We start from the raw sequence: 16747 nt of genomic DNA on the forward strand, positions 1-16747 counted from the left end.
TGTGTGATACTTAAACCAATTTTTACTCTTTATCCAATTTATATTTTGAAACATTCATTCCAAAAGCTAAACCTTTTGCTTCAACTAAATCTTCCAACTCAGTCAAAGATTTTTTACCAAAGTTTCTAAATTTCAATAAATCATTTTTGTTGTAAGAAACTAAATCACCAAGCGTTTCAACATCTGCAGCTTTTAAACAGTTAAGCGCTCTTACAGACAAATCTAAATCTACCAACTTAGACTTTAATAATTGACGCATGTGTAAAGAAGTCTCATCAAACTCTTCAGTCTCTGATTTAATCTCCGTATCTAAAGTAATTCTCTCATCAGAGAACAACATGAAGTGGTGAATTAAAATCTTTGCCGCCTCTTGCAACGCATCTTTTGGTGTAATTGAACCATCTGACTGAATATCGAAAACCAATTTTTCGTAATCTGTCTTTTGTTCTACACGATAATTCTCAATTGAATATTTTACATTCTTGATTGGCGTAAAAATTGAATCTACCGCAATGGTTCCAAATGCAGCACCAGAATTTTTATTTTCCTCCGCTGGTAAATAACCACGACCTTTTACGATTTCAATTTCCATATTAAACTTAACACCTGGTTCCATTTTACAAATTACCAAATCCGGGTTTAATACTTGGAAAGCAGTTGTAAATTTCCCGATATCTCCTGCAGTTAAAGCTTCTTGACCTGAAACGGAAACTATTACTTTTTCAGAATCAGTTCCTTCAATCTGTTGTTTGAAGCGAACTTGTTTTAAGTTCAATATAATTTCTGTCACGTCATCTACAACACCTTTAATTGTTGAAAATTCGTGATCTACGCCTTCAATCTTCACAGATGAGATAGCGAAACCTTCTAAAGAAGAAAGTAAAATTCTTCTAAGTGCATTACCAATTGTTACACCGTATCCTGGTTCCAATGGTCTGAATTCGAATTGACCACGAAAGTCATCCGATTCAATCATAATTACCTTATCCGGTTTCTGAAAATCTAGAATAGCCATGTTTTATCTTCGTTTTAATTGCGTTTTAGTTGCGCGGTTAATCCGTTTGAAGATTATACCGATCAACCCTTTCTGCTAAAACGCAATGATTAATTTAATCTAATGCTCTTTTATAAAGAGGCTTTATTATTTCGAGTATAATTCGACGATTAACTGCTCTTTAATTCCTTCAGGAATCATTTCACGAGATGGTTTACTTACGAAACGACCTTCCATTGTAGAAGCATTCCAGTCTAACCATTCGAATGAGTTAATATTCGCAGCAACAGATGAAGAAATAGCCTCTAATGATTTAGATTTTTCTCTAACTGCTACAACATCACCCTCTTTTAATGTATAAGAAGGTACATTTACGATCTCTCCATTCACAGTAATGTGTCTATGCGTTACCATTTGTCTTGCTCCACGTCTACTTGGAGAAATACCCAAACGATAAACTGTATTATCTAAACGAGACTCACAAAGGATTAGAAGGTTCTCACCAGTAATTCCTTTCATTCGTGAAGCTTTTTTAAACAAATTAGAGAATTGTCTTTCCAAAATACCGTAAGTATATTTAGCTTTTTGTTTCTCCATTAACTGAATAGCATATTCAGATTGTTTACCTCGTCTCTTGTTAGGACCGTGTTGACCAGGTCCGTAATTTTTTCTTTCCAATGCTTTATCAGGTCCAAAAATTGGATCTCTGAATCGTCTAGCTATCTTAGATTTAGGGCCAGTATATCTTGCCATGTTCTCTTTTTTACAAAATTCTTAATTAAACTCTTCTTCGTTTCGGTGGTCTACAACCATTGTGAGGCATAGGTGTTACGTCTATAATTTCAGTAACTTCGACACCGCAATTATGAATTGCTCTGATGGCAGATTCTCTACCTGAACCAGGACCTTTTACGTATACTTTTACCTTTCTTAAACCAAGGTCATGTGCTTCACGAGCACAATCCTCAGCTGCAACTTGCGCTGCATAAGGAGTATTTTTCTTAGATCCTCTAAATCCCATTTTACCAGCACTTGACCAAGAAATTACTTGTCCAGCATTGTTTGTTAACGAGATAATAATGTTATTGAAAGAAGCTTGAATGTGAGCTTGTCCCACCGCTTCAACTTTAACATTTTTCTTTTTTACTTTACCTGCTTTTGCCATATTTATTTAGTTAGAATATAAATCACTCCACAAGAAATACTCTTGCTTGAACTTAAATTCTGATTACTAATTATTTAGTTGCTTTCTTCTTGTTTGCAACTGTTTTTCGTCTCCCTTTACGGGTTCTTGAATTATTCTTTGTACGTTGACCTCTCAAAGGTAAACCAGCTCTATGTCTGATTCCTCTGTTACATCCAATGTCCATCAAACGTTTGATGTTCAATTGAACCTCTGATCTTAATGCACCTTCAACTTTCATTTCTGCAACTGCAGCACGAATTTTTCCAGTCTGATCATCCGTCCAATCTTGAACTTTGATATTTCTATCTACTCCACAATCATCTAAAATTTTTGCAGCAGTACTGTTTCCAATACCGTAAATATAGGTCAAACTAATTACCCCTCTTTTGTTCTTTGGGATATCTATTCCAGCGATTCTAGCCATAATTCTTATTTAATAGCTTCCAAAAAATTTTCGGCAAAAGTAATACTAATAATTTAATTTTACCGATTCTTTCTCAGAAGATTTTATCCTTGTCTTTGTTTAAACTTTGGGTTCTTTTTGTTTATCACGTAAACTTTCCCTTTTCTTTTAACGATTTTACAGTCAGCAGATCGTTTTTTTACTGATGCTCTTACTTTCATAATTTCCAATTTTGGACGTAGATAGTTTTCTTTTTCGAAGAAAAAAGACATCTTCTTAATCGCCTTTTCTCGTCATCCACGTTGTCTTTTATCTTTCGTCTAATTTTTTATTTATACCTATAAGTAATTCGCCCTTTCGACAAATCATAAGGCGACATTTCTAATTTTACTTTATCCCCAGGCAAAATTTTAATGTAATGCATTCTCATTTTACCTGAAATGTGAGCTGTAATCGTATGACCGTTTTCCAACTCAACTCTAAACATTGCATTTGATAATGCCTCGATTATCGTTCCGTCTTGTTCTATTGATGCTTGTTTTGCCATAAATCTTTATATCACATTACCAACTGGAGCCTCACCTCTTCGCCCACGAATGGCGCCGCCTTCCATCAAACCGTCGTAATGTCTATTTAATAAATAGGTTTCTATTTGTTGCAGGGTATCTAAAACCACACCAACCATAATTAACATTGATGTACCGCCCATGAACATTGCAAAGCCTTCACCAATACCAAACATCATAGCAAATGCTGGAATTATTGCAATTGCCGCCAACATTAAAGATCCAGGAAGTGTAATTCTTGACAAAATATTATCTAGAAAATCAGCTGTTTCAGACCCCGGTTTAACTCCAGGAACAAAACCACCATTTCTCTTCAAATCGTCTGCAATTTGCTTCGGATTAATTGTAATTGCCGTATAGAAATACGTAAAAATGATAATCATTAAAGCAAATATAAAGTTATACCAGAATCCTCTAAAGTCAGCCATAAACCCAAGAATTGAATCTTGACCAATCATCGCAGGTACCGTCATAATTGCTTGAGCAAAGATTATAGGCATTACCCCAGAAGCATTTACCTTTAACGGAATATAACTTCTTGAAGAAGCACCCATACTTGCACCTTGACCACCAACAACTTCTTTTGCATAATTAATTGGAACACGTCTTACACCTTGAACGATAAGAACAGTTACCATAATTATTGCAAAGAATACGATTAATTCTACTAAGAACATGAATATACCTCCAGCACCATCAATACGCACACCAAATTCGGTAAGGACAGAACCAGGGAAACGAGCGAGGATACCAACCGTAATTAGCAATGAAATACCATTACCAATACCTTTGTCTGTAATTCTTTCACCTAACCACATTGCGAACATTGTTCCTGCGATTAATAAAGCGATAGACGTCGTCCACCACATTAGAGAAGGATCTACAGCTGCTTCATAATTTAAGACATACATCGTTAAGTAAGAAGGCGCTTGAAACGCACAAATCGCAATCGTCAAGAAACGGGTATACCCATTAATTTTTCGACGACCACTTTCCCCATCTTTTTGCATTTTTTGCACAACAGGAACGGCCATACCCAATAATTGCATGATAATAGAAGCAGAGATATACGGCATAATCCCTAAGGCCATGATTGAAGCTTTAGAGAAAGCTCCACCTGCGAACAAGTCCAATAGACCGACGAGACCACCACTTTCACCACTGCTATTAATAGCTAAAGCACCTTGGTCAACACCAGGGATAATGATGAATGAACCCACACGATAGATTAGGATTAACCCTAGAGTTAACCCTATTCTATTTCTAAGTTCTTCAACTTTCCAAATATTTTTTATTGTTTCTATAAATTTCTTCATTCGAGGTGTTTATTAGAATTAAACAGTTTCTACAGAACCACCAGCAGCTTCGATTGCCGCTTTTGCAGATGCAGAAAATCCATTTGCCGTTACCTTAATAGATGCTTTTAATTCTCCTCTTCCTAAAATTTTAACCAAATCTTTCTTTTGCGCCAATCCATTTTCACGGATTACATCTAAATTAACTTCCTTAATGTTAAGCTTTTCAACTAAATTTTGAAGTGTATCAAGGTTTATTCCCTTATATTCTACACGGTTCATATTAGTGAAGCCAAACTTAGGTACACGTCTTTGAAGTGGCATTTGTCCACCTTCGAAACCGATTTTACGGCTGTAACCAGAACGTGACTTAGCACCTTTATGTCCTCTTGTCGAAGTTCCACCGTGTCCAGAACCTTGTCCTCGACCGATTCGTTTTGTGCTTTTCGTCGCTCCTTTAGCCGGTTTAATATTATTTAAATTCATTGTACTAATGCTTATAGAATTCTTACTCAATTATTTCAATCATATGAGAAACTTTTTTCACCATACCTAAAATTTGTGGTGTAGCTTCTTTTTCGATTACTTGGTTCAGTTTTCTAAACCCTAATGCTTCAATCGTTCTTTTCTGATCTTTTGGACGATTGATAGCACTTTTTACTTGTTTAATTTTAATAGTTGCCATAATTGTCTTGATTAACCGTTAAAAACTTTATCTAATGAAACACCTCTATCGTGAGCCACTTGTACGGCGTCTCTCATCTGCTCGAGAGCATCCATAGTCGCTTTCACAACATTGTGCGGGTTTGAAGAACCTTGAGATTTTGCAAGGATATCAGTAATACCAGCACTTTCAAGAACCGCACGCATCGCACCACCAGCAATAACACCAGTACCATGAGCTGCAGGTCTTAAGAAAACACGTGCTCCTGAGAACTTACCTTTTTGAGCATGAGGAACTGTACCTTTAATAACAGGTACACGAATTAAATTTTTCTTTGCATCGTCTACACCTTTAGAAATTGCTTCGACAACTTCCTTTGCTTTTCCTAGACCGTGTCCTACGACACCTTCTTCGTTTCCAACCACTACTACAGCAGAGAAAGTAAAGGTTCGACCACCTTTAGTAACTTTAGTTACACGATTAAGTGCAACAAGCTTATCTTTTAATTCTAAATCTGTAGATCTAACTATATTTGCTTTCATCTTTATTAAAATTTAAGTCCACCTTCTCTTGCGCCTTCAGCAAGTGATTTCACTCTTCCGTGGTATTGGTATCCATTTCTATCAAAAACAACCTGCGTTACGCCTGCTTTAATCGCTTTTTCTGCAACATCTTTTCCAACGATTGCAGCTGCTTCAGTTTTATTTTTACCTTCTACAGCATTGTTTTTATAAGATGAAGCTGACGCCAAGGTCACTCCTTTATTATCATCAATTACTTGCGCATAGATTTGTTTATTTGATCTAAACACACTTAATCTTGGTTGTTCAGAAGTACCGAAAACGTTCTTTCTGATTCTTCTTTTTATTTTTGCTCTTTTTGCTACTTTATCTAAAGCCATAATATCAATTATTTCGCAGCTGATTTACCAGCTTTTCTTCTAATAAACTCATCAGAGTATCTGATTCCTTTTCCTTTGTAAGGTTCAGGTTTTCTTAAAGATCTAATCTTTGCAGCAGCCAAACCTAATAATTGTTTGTCATGCGACTCTAATGTAACAATTGGCGCTTTACCTTTTTGAGTTTCTGCGCTTAATTTAATTTCTGAAGGTAATTCGATAATAACTGGGTGCGAGTATCCAATAACCATTTCAAGTTTTTGACCACTAGCAGTAGCTCTATATCCAACACCGTGGAATTCTAATTTCTTTGTGAAACCTTTCGATACTCCTTCAATCATATTATTCACTAAAGCACGGTACAAACCATGTTTAGCACGAACATCTTTATGATCGCTTGATCTTTCGAAAGTTAGTGTTCCATCTTCTTGTTTAATTGTAACACTCGGGTCTATACTCTGCGTTAATTCGCCCTTTGGTCCCTTTACAGAAATCGCTCCCTCTTCAATTTTAACTTCGACTCCACTTTCAATGGTAACCGGTGCATTTCCAATTCTAGACATAACTAATTTTCTTTACTAATTATTAATAAACGTAACAAATGACTTCACCACCTACGTTTTCTTTTCTCGCTTCTTTATCAGTAATTACACCTTTCGAAGTTGAAAGAATTGCAATTCCTAAACCGTTGATTACACGTGGTAACTCACCTGCACCTACATACTTTCTTAATCCAGGAGTAGAAACTCTTTGGATTTTACGAATTGCTGGCGTACCATTAGTATATTTTAATGCAATCTTTATAATACCTTGTTTGTTGTCATCTTCAAATTTATGACTAAGGATATAACCTTTATCTTCAAGGATTTTTGTAATTTCTTTTTTGATACCTGACGCTGGAATTTCCACAACTTTGTGTCTTGCCAATTGTGCGTTTCTCACACGTGTCAAATAATCTGCTATTGGATCTGAATTCATTTTTCTTATTTTTAGACTTGTGACCATCAATTTGAACTTTTCAAACGACAGCCGCAGTTTCTAATTTATACTAATTACCAGCTTGCTTTAGTTACACCTGGGATTTTACCTGCAAGAGCCATTTCTCTAAATGTTACCCTTGAAATTCCGAATTGTCTCATATAACCTCTTGGTCTACCAGTCAATCCACATCTATTGTGCACTCTAATCTTCATAGAGTTTTTTGGTAACTTTTGTAATGCCATCATAGCATCCCAATCACCTTCATTTGCAGCTTTTCTCAATGCTGCTCTTTTCTCAGCATATTGATCAGCCATTTTAATTTTTTTGCGTTGTTTCGCCTTCATTGATTCTTTAGCCATCTTACTAATTTTTAACGAAAGGGAAACCAAACTCATTTAATAACGCTTTACTTTCTTCATCAGAAGAAGTACTCGTTACGAAGGTGATATCCATTCCGAATATTTTATTCACTTTATCAATATCGATTTCTGGGAAAATGATATGCTCTTTAATTCCCATATTAAAGTTACCAGTACCATCAAAACCATTCGCTTTTACCCCTCTAAAATCTCTTGTACGAGGTAAAGCAATGTTAATAAGACGATCTAAGAATTCATACATCTTATCACCTCTTAAAGTAACCTTTACTCCAACTGGCATCCCTTTTCTTAGTTTAAAGTTAGAGATATCCTTTTTAGAGTTAGTAGCGATAGCCTTTTGACCTGCGATTAATGTCATGTCATTAACAGCTGATTCGATTAACTTTTTATCTGCGATCGCGTCACCAACTCCCTGGCTTAAAACGATCTTTTCGAGTTTAGGTACGCGCATATTCGATTTGAAACCGAATTGCTCTTGCAATTTTTTTGCGATTTCATTCGCGTACTTTTCTCTTAGTCTTGGTGTATAGCTCATTATTTAACTACCTCCCCATTCTTTTTTAAAAATCTAACTAATTTACCGTTTTCGTCTTCTTTTCTTCCAACTCGAGAAGCGACACCGTCAACCACGACCATGATATTTGATAAGTGAATTCCAGCCTCAGTCTCTTCAATACCACCCTGCGGATTAGACGCACTAGGCTTCACATGTTTTTTTACGATGTTTACACCCTCAACAATTGCACGATTTTTCTTTCTATCAATACGTAGCACTTTTCCTTCGCTACCTTTTGATGTACCGCTGATCACTTTTACAGTGTCTCCTACTTTTACGTGTAGTTTCTTTTGCATTTTCTTTAATTTTAAAGTACCTCAGGTGCTAGTGAAACAACTTTCATGTATTGTTTATCTCTTAACTCTCTTGCAACAGGTCCAAAGATACGAGTACCTCTCATTTCTCCTGCTTCGTTAAGCAATACAACAGCGTTGTCATCAAATCTAACATACGACCCATCAGGACGTCTGATTTCTTTTTTTGTTCTAACAATAACTGCTTTAGTCACTTGTCCCTTTTTCACGTTTCCGGCAGGAATAGCACTCTTTACAGTTACAACAATTTTATCACCAACAGAAGCATATCTTCTTTTTGTTCCTCCGAGTACACGGATGCACAAAACTTCTTTTGCTCCACTATTGTCGGCTACTGCTAATCTACTTTCTGATTGAATCATTGTATATTATTTAGCTCTTTCAACAATTTCTACTAGTCTCCAACACTTATTTTTACTGAGTGGTCGCGTTTCCATGATACGCACAGTATCACCTTGATTACACTCATTTTTTTCATCGTGGGCGACAAATTTAGTAGTTTTTTTCACGAACTTACCATATTTGGCATGTTTTACTTTTCTTTCTACCGAAACGACAACAGATTTATCCATTTTATCGCTGGTTACCACGCCAATACGCTCTTTTCTTAAATTTCTTTTATTTTCCATACTAGAAAGTCATTAATAAATAAAAGCTTAAGCTTTTAGCTCACGGCTTTTAATTTCTGTTTTTAAACGAGCGATTGTTTTACGCCCCTCTCTAATTTGAATTGGATTTTCCAGTTGAGAAACTGCATGAGTAAGCACAAGGCTTTTGTGTTGTGCAATTGCTTCATCCAATTTTTCTTTTAGGTCTTCCAAAGAAAATTCTCTTATTTCCGCTGCTTTCATTTGTTCTTAATATTAACTATTACACGTAGATTAACCTACGTAATCTTTACGAACCACAAACTTGCATTTAAGCGGAAGTTTTTGAGCTGCTAAACGCATTGCCTCTCTGGCAGTTTCAACGTCAACACCTTCTGCTTCAAACAATATTCTACCTGGTCGTACCACTGCTACCCAGTGACTTGGTGCACCTTTACCTTTACCCATACGTACCTCTGCTGGTTTTGCAGTAATTGGTTTATCAGGGAAAACGCGAATCCAGACTTTACCTTCTCTCTTCATGTAACGAGTAACGGCTATACGTGAAGCTTCAATTTGTCTAGAAGTCAACCATCCTGGCTCAAGTGACTTTAATCCAAAAGATCCGAAAGCGATCTGACTTCCTCGGTGTGCAAGACCAGTGTTTCTTCCCTTTTGAGCTTTTCTAAATTTTGTTCTTTTCGGTTGTAACATTCTCTAATGTTTTAACTAATTATTTTCTTCTATTCTGAAATTTAGGATTACGTTTCCCACCTTTCTTTTGTTGTAAACCAACATTCGGCGAAAGGTCTCTTTTACCATAAACCTCACCCTTACAAATCCAAACTTTAATTCCGATTCTTCCGTAAGTTGTGTGTGCTTCTGATAATGCGTAATCGATGTCAGCTCTAAAAGTATGCAATGGAGTTCGCCCATCTTTATACATTTCATTACGTGCCATCTCAGCCCCATTTAAACGACCAGAAATCTTTACCTTGATTCCTTCGGCACCCATTCTCATTGTAGATTGGATTGCCATTTTAATTGCTCTTCTAAAAGAAATTCTTCCTTCAATTTGGCGAGCAATACTATCAGCAACTAATTTTGCATCTAGCTCAGGACGCTTAATTTCAAAAATATTGATTTGAACTTCTTTACCAGTAATCTTTTTAAGCTCTTCTTTTAGTTTGTCAACCTCTTGACCACCTTTACCGATGATAACACCAGGACGAGCCGTATTAATTGTTACTGTTACTAATTTAATTGTACGTTCAATGATAATTTTAGAGATACTTGCTTTTTGCAAACGAGCAGATAGATATTCTCTAATTTTTTGATCTTCAACAATTTTAGCAGAATAGTCATTTCCACCAAACCAGTTTGATTCCCATCCTTGGATGAATCCCAATCTATTACCTATTGGATTAGTCTTTTGTCCCATTCTTATTTTGTTTTTACACTATCAACGATGATAGTTGTGTGATTTGATCTTTTTCTAATTCTATGTGCTCTACCTTGCGGTGCTGGTTGAATTCTCTTCAACATACCTGCAACATCTACTCGAATTTCAGACACAATTAGGGTTTCATCCTCTAAATTTTTGTCTTCATTTTTTTGTTCCCAGTTAGCGATTGCAGAACGCAACAATTTCTCTAAACGACCTGCTGCTTCTTTTGAATTGTGAGAAAGGATATTTAAAGCTTTATTTACTTCAACACCTCTTACGATATCAGCTACAAGTCTCATTTTTCTAGCCGAGATAGGACAATTGTTTAATTTAGCAATTGCTACTTGCGACTTTTCTTCCTTCAGCTTTTCAGCCTTTAATCTTTTTCTAGCTCCCATGTTATCTGATGTTTAGCCAATTATTTCTTTTTCTTTTTGTCCGCGTGACCTCTAAAGGTTCTAGTCGGAGCAAATTCACCTAATTTATGACCTACCATATTTTCAGTAACATAAACAGGAATGAATTTATTTCCATTATGAACCGCGATTGTTAAGCCCACGAAATCTGGCGTGATAGTTGAAGATCTCGACCAAGTTTTAATCACAGCTTTCTTCTGAGACTCTTGTGCTTCTTCTACTCTTTGCATTAATTTATAATGTACAAAAGGTGGTTTTTTTAATGATCTACTCATGCCTTAATTATTTCTTTCTCTTTTCAATTATATACTTAGAAGAGTATTTTTTCTTCGATCTTGTTTTGTATCCTTTAGCCGGCATACCGTTTCTTGATCTTGGGTGACCTCCTGAAGACTTACCTTCACCACCACCCATTGGGTGATCAACTGGGTTCATAACAACACCTCTTACTCTTGGTCGACGACCTTTCCATCTTGAACGTCCTGCTTTACCAGAAACCAATAACATGTGTTCAGAATTGGAAACTGCACCAATCGTCGCTAAACAAGTCGTTAAAATCATTCTTGTTTCACCAGAAGGCAATTTTACGATTGCGTACTTACCTTCACGTGCTTGTAATTGTGCATAAGTTCCAGCTCCACGCGCTATTGCTGCACCTTTTCCAGGTTTCAATTCAATATTGTGAATAACTGTTCCGAGAGGAATATCAGCAAGATAAAGTGTATTTCCTACTTCAGGTTCAACACCCTTTCCAGAATTAATCACTGCCCCAACCTTTAATCCTTCTGGATGAATGATATATCTTTTTTCACCATCAGCATAGAACAATAAGGCAATTCTTGCTGAACGATTTGGATCATATTCGATCGCTTTTACCGTTGCAGGGATACCAAATTTTTCTCTTTTAAAGTCTACTATTCTGTACTTCTTTTTGTGACCACCACCGAGGTATCTCATGGTCATTTTTCCGGCATTATTTCTACCGCCTGATTTTTTCTTGCTCGCTAACAAAGACTTTTCTGGCGTTGATTTAGTTATTTCACTAAAATCACTTGCGATTTTATGTCTTTGACCCGGTGTCGTTGGTTTTAACTTTCTAACTCCCATTTTAACTAATCTTAAATGTTTTCGTACAAGTTAATATCCTGACCTTCAGCAACTGTTACAATTGCTTTCTTCCATACCGGTTTAGACTCTTCGGAAATACCTCTTGAAGTATACTTCTTTTTTGGTTTCCCGCCACCATAGGTCATTGTACGAACGTTTTCTACTGTGACGCTATATTCTTTCTCAATAGCATCTTTAATTTCCAATTTATTTGCTCTTCTATCAACAACAAAAGCATATCTGTTGTTTACTTCGCTATCCAACGTTGCTTTCTCTGTTAATAAAGGCTTTTTTATAATACTGTTCATCTCTTCAACTATTAATTCAATATAGATTCAATTTTTTCAACAGCTCCTTCTACGATCACTAACTTATTAGCGTTAAGAATTTCGTAGGTATTTAAGCTATCAACAGTCACAACATTAGCGCCTTGAATATTGCGAGCAGAAAGAAAAACATTTTTGTTATCTTCTGGTAAAACAAACAATACTTTTTCATAAGCGATCTCCATATCAGCCATGATACTCATAAAGTTTTTCGTTTTAACCTCATTCAAATCCATATTATTTACGACAATAATATTTTTTTCTTGAGCTTTGTATGATAATGCAGACTTTCGTGCTAAACGTTTTAATTTCACGTTCAATTTAAAGTCATAATTTCTTGGTTTTGGACCAAAAACACGTCCACCACCTCTGAAAACCGGAGATTTAATGCTACCCGCACGAGCTGTACCTGTACCTTTTTGCTTTTTGATCTTACGTGTTGATCCAGCGATATCAGCTCTTTCTTTTGACTTGTGCGTACCTTGACGTTGAGCAGCTAAATACTGTTTTACATCAAGATAAATTGCATGATCATTTGGCTCGATACCGTAGATAGAATCAGCAAGCTTAACCTTTGCGGCAGTCTCCTTACCTTTTATGTCAACTACTTTAATATCCATCTTATTTCTCAATTATTACGTAAGAACCTTTCGCTCCAGGTATAGAACCTTTCACTAAAATCAAATTCTTATCAGTTAAAACTTTTAATATTTGCAAGTTTGGTTGAGTAACGCGAGCGTTACCCGTTTGACCTGCCATTCTCATTCCTTTAAATACTCTTGCAGGATAAGAAGCTGCACCGATTGAACCTGGTGCTCTTAAACGGTTATGTTGACCATGAGTAGATTGTCCAACACCACCAAAACCGTGACGTTTAACTACCCCTTGAAAACCTTTACCTTTTGACGTACCGATTACATCAACAAAAGTGTTTTCCTCAAAAATATCAACACTGACAACATCTCCAAGATTTAAATCTTCAAAACCGTCAAACTCAACCAATTTAGCTTTTGGCGTAGTTTTAGCTTTTTTGAAATGACCTTGTAGGGCATTTGGTGTGTTCTTAGCTCTTTTGTCTCCAAAAGCCAATTGTACAGCCTTGTACCCATCTTTTTCTTCGGTTTTAACTTGCGTCACAACGCAAGGACCAGCCTCTATCACTGTGCATGGCGTTGCCTTGCCCTCGGCACTGTAGATGCTAGTCATCCCGATTTTCTTTCCAATAATCCCTGGCATACTTTACTTATTACTAATTAAACTTTAATTTCAACGTTAACACCACTTGGCAATTCGAGCTTCATCAAAGCATCAACCGTTTTAGATGATGAGCTATAGATGTCAATTAATCTCTTATATGCAGACAATTGAAATTGCTCTCTTGCTTTTTTATTTACGTGTGGTGATTTCAATACAGTATAAATTCTTTTGTGCGTTGGTAGAGGAATTGGTCCACTTACCACTGCACCTGTCGCTTTTACTGCTTTTACAATCTTTTCAGCAGATTTATCCACTAAATTATGATCGTAAGACTTTAATTTTATTCTAATTTTTTGGCTCATTTTTATAGCTCTTTATTATGCTTCAATTTTACCTTGTACTTTCTTAATTACTGCGTCAGCAATATTCTTAGGAGTAGTTGCGTAATGCGAGAACTCCATAGTTGATGTCGCACGACCAGACGATAATGTTCTTAATGTCGTAACATAACCAAACATTTCTGCCAATGGAACATCTGCTTTAACAACTTTCGCTCCAGAGCGATCATCCATACCATTAATTTGTCCTCGACGTTTATTCAAATCGGCAACGATATCTCCCATATACTCTTCAGGAGTAACCACTTCAACTTTCATAATTGGCTCCAATAACTCAGGACTTGCATTTTTCAATCCATGTCTATAAGCCATTTTAGCACAAACTTCAAATGAAAGTGCATCTGAATCAACATCATGGTACGAACCATCGTTCAATTCAACTACAAGGCTATCAATTGGGAACCCAGCTAATACACCGTTCTTCATTGAGTCCTTAAATCCTTTTTCAACAGAAGGGATAAATTCTTTTGGAATGTTACCACCTTTAATGTTGTTAATAAATTCAAGTCCAGTTTTTTCAGCATCTTCTTGTGGGTAGATTTTAACAGAAATATCTGCGAATTTACCACGACCACCAGATTGCTTTTTATACACCTCTTTGTGCTCAACTGAAGCATTAATTTTCTCTTTGTAGGCAACCTGAGGAGCACCTTCATTTACTTCTACACCGAACTCTCTTTTCAAACGATCAATTAAAACCTCAAGGTGAAGCTCACCCATTCCAGAGATTACAGTTTGACCAGAATCATCATTTGTAGAAATTTGGAAAGTTGGATCCTCTTCAGATAATTTATTAAGACCCATTCCTAATTTATCAACATCAGCCTGTGTTTTAGGCTCGATTGCGATACCAATTACTGGATCTGGGAAATCCATTGATTCTAATACGATTGGGTGTTTTTCATCACACAATGTATCACCAGTTCTGATATCTTTGAAACCTACACCGGCACCTATATCACCAGCCTCGATCATATCAATTGCATTCTGTTTATTCGAGTGCATTTGGAAGATACGAGAAATACGCTCTTTTTTATCCGTTCTAGTATTGTGGATATAAGAACCTGAATCAATTTTACCAGAATACATTCTAAAGAAACAAAGTCTTCCTACGAATGGATCAGTAGCAATCTTAAACGCTAAAGCCGCTGTAGGCTCATCAATACTTGGTTTTCTGAATGCAGGCTCATCAGTCTTAGGGTTGATCCCTTCAACAGCCTCTTTATCCATTGGAGAAGGAAGGAATGCCATTACCGCATCCAACATAGTTTGTACCCCTTTATTTTTGAAAGCAGATCCACACATGATAGGTTGGATAGACATATCTATTGTTGCTTTTCTGATAGCAGCAAACATTTCCTCTTTAGTAATTGAATCAGAATCTTCGAAGAATTTTTCCATAAGCGCTTCATCAGATTCAGCTACCGCTTCAATTAACTTGTCTCTCCACTCTTGTGCCTCATCTACTAAATCAGCAGGAATTTCAACTTCCTCATATGTTGATCCGAAATTCTCATCATCCCATATGATTCCTTTCATTGTAATTAAGTCTACAACACCTTTGAATTCATCTTCAGCTCCAATTGGAATTTGAAGTGGCAACGGATTACCACCAAGACGCTCACGCACTTCTTTCACACAACGCATGAAGTCTGCACCAGCACGATCCATTTTATTAACGAAACAAATTCTTGGAACACCATATTTATCTGCTTGTCTCCAAACAGTTTCTGATTGTGGCTCAACACCCGACGCAGCACAAATAAGAGCTACTGCACCATCCAAAACACGTAAAGAACGCTCTACCTCAACGGTAAAGTCAACGTGACCTGGAGTATCAATAATATTAATACGATAATCTTTTGTATTATCAACAGGTTGCCCTTGTACCGTTGGATATTTCCAGAAACAAGTTGTTGCAGCAGAAGTAATTGTAATACCTCTCTCCTGCTCCTGCTCCATCCAGTCCATAGTAGCAGCACCATCATGAACCTCACCAATCTTATGGCTTACACCAGTATAAAAAAGGATACGCTCAGTTGTTGTAGTTTTACCTGCATCAACATGGGCCATAATCCCAATATTTCTTGTATATGTTAAATCTCTTTTCTTAGCCATTACTAGAATCTATTAAAGTGTGAAAATGCTTTATTTGCTTCTGCCATTCTGTGCATATCTTCTTTCTTTTTGAAAGCAGCACCTTCTTCTTTAGCAGCCGCCATAATTTCGAATGCTAATTTTTGAGCCATTGTTTTCTCGTTTCTTTTTCTAGAGAAACCAATTAACCATTTCATTGCAAGAGATTGTTTTCTATTATCTCGAACAGGAGTAGGAATTTGGAAAGTTGCCCCACCAACTCTTCTACTTCTAACCTCTACATTAGGAGTAACATTATTCAATGCTCTTTTCCATACATCTACAGGGCTCTCTTCCTCATTCTTTTCAGCAACGATATCCATTGCATCGTAGAAAATCTTGAAAGAAACACTCTTCTTTCCGTGAAGCATTAAATTATTAACAAATTTAGTTACCAATACATCCTTATACTTAGGATCAGGCAATATCGTGTGTTTTTTTGCTTGTCTTCTTCTCATGATTCACTTATTTCTTAGGACGTTTAGCACCGTATTTAGATCTTCTTTGTAGTCTTCCTTCAACACCTGCAGTATCTAATGCACCACGAACAATGTGATAACGAACTCCTGGTAAATCTTTTACTCTTCCTCCTCGCACAAGAACAATTGAGTGCTCTTGTAAGTTATGACCTTCTCCTCCGATATAAGCATTCACTTCTTTACCATTGGTTAGTCTTACCCTAGCTACTTTACGCATAGCTGAGTTCGGTTTTTTCGGTGTGGTAGTGTAAACTCTTACACATACTCCTCTTCGCTGCGGGCAAGAATCGAGAGCCGCTGACTTACTCGTTTTCACCTGCGCTACTCTACCTTTTCTAATTAATTGTTGAATAGTTGGCATAGTACCTTTAAATGTTGTTTTTATCTATTTATTTCACAATATATTGCGCCCAAATT

Annotated in this window: 31 protein-coding genes; all 31 read right to left on the minus strand. The window is 36.5% G+C overall.

What is annotated here, in order from left to right; genetic code table 11:
• Positions 1-22 precede the first annotated feature (22 nt).
• Positions 23-1015 carry a DNA-directed RNA polymerase subunit alpha gene (locus A8143_RS11995; protein ID WP_066759052.1) on the minus strand — a complete coding sequence of 331 codons (993 nt, stop codon included), beginning with the start codon at positions 1013-1015 and terminating at the stop codon, positions 23-25.
• Between the two features lie 126 nt (positions 1016-1141).
• Entirely contained in the window at positions 1142-1747 is a 606-nt protein-coding gene (rpsD, locus tag A8143_RS12000) for a 30S ribosomal protein S4 (protein WP_066759057.1), read from the minus strand.
• Between the two features lie 25 nt (positions 1748-1772).
• The gene (rpsK, locus tag A8143_RS12005; protein WP_066759059.1) at positions 1773-2159 is read right to left on the minus strand and encodes a 30S ribosomal protein S11; all 387 of its coding nucleotides are present in this window, start codon (positions 2157-2159) and stop codon (positions 1773-1775) included.
• Between the two features lie 70 nt (positions 2160-2229).
• Positions 2230-2604 (minus strand): 30S ribosomal protein S13, encoded by a 375-nt coding sequence (gene rpsM / locus A8143_RS12010; protein WP_066759060.1) that lies wholly within the window; start codon positions 2602-2604, stop codon positions 2230-2232.
• An 83-nt stretch (positions 2605-2687) separates the two neighbouring features.
• Positions 2688-2804: a type B 50S ribosomal protein L36 gene (gene ykgO, locus A8143_RS12015; protein ID WP_066759193.1), complete on the minus strand. Its 117-nt coding sequence runs from the start codon at positions 2802-2804 to the stop codon at positions 2688-2690.
• Between the two features lie 107 nt (positions 2805-2911).
• The gene (gene infA / locus A8143_RS12020; RefSeq protein WP_066759061.1) at positions 2912-3130 is read right to left on the minus strand and encodes a translation initiation factor IF-1; all 219 of its coding nucleotides are present in this window, start codon (positions 3128-3130) and stop codon (positions 2912-2914) included.
• A 6-nt stretch (positions 3131-3136) separates the two neighbouring features.
• Positions 3137-4465, minus strand: coding sequence for a preprotein translocase subunit SecY (secY, locus tag A8143_RS12025; RefSeq protein ID WP_066759063.1), 1329 nt, complete (start codon positions 4463-4465; stop codon positions 3137-3139).
• Positions 4466-4483: 18 nt separating this feature from the next.
• Positions 4484-4930: a 50S ribosomal protein L15 gene (rplO, locus tag A8143_RS12030; RefSeq protein WP_066759064.1), complete on the minus strand. Its 447-nt coding sequence runs from the start codon at positions 4928-4930 to the stop codon at positions 4484-4486.
• Positions 4931-4952: 22 nt separating this feature from the next.
• Complete coding sequence (gene rpmD / locus A8143_RS12035; RefSeq protein ID WP_066759065.1) at positions 4953-5129, minus strand: 50S ribosomal protein L30; 177 nt, start codon at positions 5127-5129, stop codon at positions 4953-4955.
• 11 nt (positions 5130-5140) lie between these two features.
• Complete coding sequence (gene rpsE / locus A8143_RS12040) at positions 5141-5650, minus strand: 30S ribosomal protein S5 (RefSeq protein WP_066759066.1); 510 nt, start codon at positions 5648-5650, stop codon at positions 5141-5143.
• A gap of 5 nt (positions 5651-5655) precedes the next feature.
• Complete coding sequence (rplR, locus tag A8143_RS12045; RefSeq protein ID WP_066759067.1) at positions 5656-6009, minus strand: 50S ribosomal protein L18; 354 nt, start codon at positions 6007-6009, stop codon at positions 5656-5658.
• Positions 6010-6017: 8 nt separating this feature from the next.
• Positions 6018-6569 (minus strand): 50S ribosomal protein L6, encoded by a 552-nt coding sequence (rplF, locus tag A8143_RS12050; protein ID WP_066759068.1) that lies wholly within the window; start codon positions 6567-6569, stop codon positions 6018-6020.
• Positions 6570-6591: 22 nt separating this feature from the next.
• On the minus strand, positions 6592-6984 hold the full coding sequence (rpsH, locus tag A8143_RS12055) for a 30S ribosomal protein S8 (protein ID WP_066759195.1): 393 nt from the start codon (positions 6982-6984) through the stop codon (positions 6592-6594).
• A gap of 74 nt (positions 6985-7058) precedes the next feature.
• Complete coding sequence (rpsN, locus tag A8143_RS12060; RefSeq protein WP_066759070.1) at positions 7059-7346, minus strand: 30S ribosomal protein S14; 288 nt, start codon at positions 7344-7346, stop codon at positions 7059-7061.
• Positions 7347-7350: 4 nt separating this feature from the next.
• Positions 7351-7902, minus strand: coding sequence for a 50S ribosomal protein L5 (gene rplE, locus A8143_RS12065; protein WP_066759071.1), 552 nt, complete (start codon positions 7900-7902; stop codon positions 7351-7353).
• Complete coding sequence (gene rplX, locus A8143_RS12070; RefSeq protein WP_066759072.1) at positions 7902-8219, minus strand: 50S ribosomal protein L24; 318 nt, start codon at positions 8217-8219, stop codon at positions 7902-7904. The genes rplE and rplX overlap by 1 nt, the downstream gene beginning before the upstream one ends.
• 11 nt (positions 8220-8230) lie before the next feature.
• Entirely contained in the window at positions 8231-8599 is a 369-nt protein-coding gene (rplN, locus tag A8143_RS12075) for a 50S ribosomal protein L14 (protein WP_066759074.1), read from the minus strand.
• Between the two features lie 6 nt (positions 8600-8605).
• Positions 8606-8866, minus strand: a complete 261-nt coding sequence (rpsQ, locus tag A8143_RS12080) for a 30S ribosomal protein S17 (protein ID WP_066759076.1) — start codon at positions 8864-8866, stop codon at positions 8606-8608.
• 27 nt (positions 8867-8893) lie between these two features.
• Entirely contained in the window at positions 8894-9088 is a 195-nt protein-coding gene (gene rpmC / locus A8143_RS12085; protein ID WP_066759078.1) for a 50S ribosomal protein L29, read from the minus strand.
• A 30-nt stretch (positions 9089-9118) separates the two neighbouring features.
• Positions 9119-9538, minus strand: coding sequence for a 50S ribosomal protein L16 (gene rplP, locus A8143_RS12090; RefSeq protein ID WP_066759080.1), 420 nt, complete (start codon positions 9536-9538; stop codon positions 9119-9121).
• A 19-nt stretch (positions 9539-9557) separates the two neighbouring features.
• The gene (gene rpsC, locus A8143_RS12095) at positions 9558-10265 is read right to left on the minus strand and encodes a 30S ribosomal protein S3 (protein WP_066759084.1); all 708 of its coding nucleotides are present in this window, start codon (positions 10263-10265) and stop codon (positions 9558-9560) included.
• A 2-nt stretch (positions 10266-10267) separates the two neighbouring features.
• Complete coding sequence (gene rplV, locus A8143_RS12100) at positions 10268-10669, minus strand: 50S ribosomal protein L22 (RefSeq protein ID WP_066759086.1); 402 nt, start codon at positions 10667-10669, stop codon at positions 10268-10270.
• Positions 10670-10689: 20 nt separating this feature from the next.
• Complete coding sequence (rpsS, locus tag A8143_RS12105; protein ID WP_066759088.1) at positions 10690-10962, minus strand: 30S ribosomal protein S19; 273 nt, start codon at positions 10960-10962, stop codon at positions 10690-10692.
• A 7-nt stretch (positions 10963-10969) separates the two neighbouring features.
• Positions 10970-11794, minus strand: a complete 825-nt coding sequence (rplB, locus tag A8143_RS12110; protein ID WP_066759090.1) for a 50S ribosomal protein L2 — start codon at positions 11792-11794, stop codon at positions 10970-10972.
• An 11-nt stretch (positions 11795-11805) separates the two neighbouring features.
• Positions 11806-12102, minus strand: a complete 297-nt coding sequence (rplW, locus tag A8143_RS12115) for a 50S ribosomal protein L23 (RefSeq protein WP_066759092.1) — start codon at positions 12100-12102, stop codon at positions 11806-11808.
• 11 nt (positions 12103-12113) lie between these two features.
• On the minus strand, positions 12114-12740 hold the full coding sequence (gene rplD, locus A8143_RS12120; protein ID WP_066759093.1) for a 50S ribosomal protein L4: 627 nt from the start codon (positions 12738-12740) through the stop codon (positions 12114-12116).
• A gap of 1 nt (position 12741) precedes the next feature.
• Positions 12742-13356, minus strand: coding sequence for a 50S ribosomal protein L3 (gene rplC / locus A8143_RS12125; protein WP_066759096.1), 615 nt, complete (start codon positions 13354-13356; stop codon positions 12742-12744).
• Positions 13357-13373: 17 nt separating this feature from the next.
• Positions 13374-13679, minus strand: a complete 306-nt coding sequence (gene rpsJ / locus A8143_RS12130) for a 30S ribosomal protein S10 (RefSeq protein WP_066759098.1) — start codon at positions 13677-13679, stop codon at positions 13374-13376.
• Between the two features lie 15 nt (positions 13680-13694).
• Positions 13695-15833 (minus strand): elongation factor G, encoded by a 2139-nt coding sequence (gene fusA / locus A8143_RS12135; RefSeq protein WP_066759100.1) that lies wholly within the window; start codon positions 15831-15833, stop codon positions 13695-13697.
• Positions 15834-15835: 2 nt separating this feature from the next.
• Complete coding sequence (rpsG, locus tag A8143_RS12140) at positions 15836-16309, minus strand: 30S ribosomal protein S7 (RefSeq protein ID WP_066759105.1); 474 nt, start codon at positions 16307-16309, stop codon at positions 15836-15838.
• A gap of 7 nt (positions 16310-16316) precedes the next feature.
• Positions 16317-16691 (minus strand): 30S ribosomal protein S12, encoded by a 375-nt coding sequence (rpsL, locus tag A8143_RS12145; RefSeq protein ID WP_066759107.1) that lies wholly within the window; start codon positions 16689-16691, stop codon positions 16317-16319.
• Between the last annotated feature and the right edge of the window lie 56 nt (positions 16692-16747).

The organism is Crocinitomix algicola, from assembly GCF_001661595.2.
GTDB lineage: Bacteria > Bacteroidota > Bacteroidia > Flavobacteriales_D > Crocinitomicaceae > Crocinitomix > Crocinitomix algicola.

Excerpts from the sequence above, each read along its gene's own strand:
- A8143_RS11995 (WP_066759052.1), bottom strand. The coding sequence starts at position 1,015 with ATGGCTATTCTAGATTTTCAGAAACCGGATAAGGTAATTATGATTGAA.
- rpsD (WP_066759057.1), bottom strand. The coding sequence starts at position 1,747 with ATGGCAAGATATACTGGCCCTAAATCTAAGATAGCTAGACGATTCAGA.
- rpsK (WP_066759059.1), bottom strand. The coding sequence starts at position 2,159 with ATGGCAAAAGCAGGTAAAGTAAAAAAGAAAAATGTTAAAGTTGAAGCG.
- rpsM (WP_066759060.1), bottom strand. The coding sequence starts at position 2,604 with ATGGCTAGAATCGCTGGAATAGATATCCCAAAGAACAAAAGAGGGGTA.
- ykgO (WP_066759193.1), bottom strand. The coding sequence starts at position 2,804 with ATGAAAGTAAGAGCATCAGTAAAAAAACGATCTGCTGACTGTAAAATC.
- infA (WP_066759061.1), bottom strand. The coding sequence starts at position 3,130 with ATGGCAAAACAAGCATCAATAGAACAAGACGGAACGATAATCGAGGCA.
- secY (WP_066759063.1), bottom strand. The coding sequence starts at position 4,465 with ATGAAGAAATTTATAGAAACAATAAAAAATATTTGGAAAGTTGAAGAA.
- rplO (WP_066759064.1), bottom strand. The coding sequence starts at position 4,930 with ATGAATTTAAATAATATTAAACCGGCTAAAGGAGCGACGAAAAGCACA.
- rpmD (WP_066759065.1), bottom strand. The coding sequence starts at position 5,129 with ATGGCAACTATTAAAATTAAACAAGTAAAAAGTGCTATCAATCGTCCA.
- rpsE (WP_066759066.1), bottom strand. The coding sequence starts at position 5,650 with ATGAAAGCAAATATAGTTAGATCTACAGATTTAGAATTAAAAGATAAG.
- rplR (WP_066759067.1), bottom strand. The coding sequence starts at position 6,009 with ATGGCTTTAGATAAAGTAGCAAAAAGAGCAAAAATAAAAAGAAGAATC.
- rplF (WP_066759068.1), bottom strand. The coding sequence starts at position 6,569 with ATGTCTAGAATTGGAAATGCACCGGTTACCATTGAAAGTGGAGTCGAA.
- rpsH (WP_066759195.1), bottom strand. The coding sequence starts at position 6,984 with ATGAATTCAGATCCAATAGCAGATTATTTGACACGTGTGAGAAACGCA.
- rpsN (WP_066759070.1), bottom strand. The coding sequence starts at position 7,346 with ATGGCTAAAGAATCAATGAAGGCGAAACAACGCAAAAAAATTAAAATG.
- rplE (WP_066759071.1), bottom strand. The coding sequence starts at position 7,902 with ATGAGCTATACACCAAGACTAAGAGAAAAGTACGCGAATGAAATCGCA.
- rplX (WP_066759072.1), bottom strand. The coding sequence starts at position 8,219 with ATGCAAAAGAAACTACACGTAAAAGTAGGAGACACTGTAAAAGTGATC.
- rplN (WP_066759074.1), bottom strand. The coding sequence starts at position 8,599 with ATGATTCAATCAGAAAGTAGATTAGCAGTAGCCGACAATAGTGGAGCA.
- rpsQ (WP_066759076.1), bottom strand. The coding sequence starts at position 8,866 with ATGGAAAATAAAAGAAATTTAAGAAAAGAGCGTATTGGCGTGGTAACC.
- rpmC (WP_066759078.1), bottom strand. The coding sequence starts at position 9,088 with ATGAAAGCAGCGGAAATAAGAGAATTTTCTTTGGAAGACCTAAAAGAA.
- rplP (WP_066759080.1), bottom strand. The coding sequence starts at position 9,538 with ATGTTACAACCGAAAAGAACAAAATTTAGAAAAGCTCAAAAGGGAAGA.
- rpsC (WP_066759084.1), bottom strand. The coding sequence starts at position 10,265 with ATGGGACAAAAGACTAATCCAATAGGTAATAGATTGGGATTCATCCAA.
- rplV (WP_066759086.1), bottom strand. The coding sequence starts at position 10,669 with ATGGGAGCTAGAAAAAGATTAAAGGCTGAAAAGCTGAAGGAAGAAAAG.
- rpsS (WP_066759088.1), bottom strand. The coding sequence starts at position 10,962 with ATGAGTAGATCATTAAAAAAACCACCTTTTGTACATTATAAATTAATG.
- rplB (WP_066759090.1), bottom strand. The coding sequence starts at position 11,794 with ATGGGAGTTAGAAAGTTAAAACCAACGACACCGGGTCAAAGACATAAA.
- rplW (WP_066759092.1), bottom strand. The coding sequence starts at position 12,102 with ATGAACAGTATTATAAAAAAGCCTTTATTAACAGAGAAAGCAACGTTG.
- rplD (WP_066759093.1), bottom strand. The coding sequence starts at position 12,740 with ATGGATATTAAAGTAGTTGACATAAAAGGTAAGGAGACTGCCGCAAAG.
- rplC (WP_066759096.1), bottom strand. The coding sequence starts at position 13,356 with ATGCCAGGGATTATTGGAAAGAAAATCGGGATGACTAGCATCTACAGT.
- rpsJ (WP_066759098.1), bottom strand. The coding sequence starts at position 13,679 with ATGAGCCAAAAAATTAGAATAAAATTAAAGTCTTACGATCATAATTTA.
- fusA (WP_066759100.1), bottom strand. The coding sequence starts at position 15,833 with ATGGCTAAGAAAAGAGATTTAACATATACAAGAAATATTGGGATTATG.
- rpsG (WP_066759105.1), bottom strand. The coding sequence starts at position 16,309 with ATGAGAAGAAGACAAGCAAAAAAACACACGATATTGCCTGATCCTAAG.
- rpsL (WP_066759107.1), bottom strand. The coding sequence starts at position 16,691 with ATGCCAACTATTCAACAATTAATTAGAAAAGGTAGAGTAGCGCAGGTG.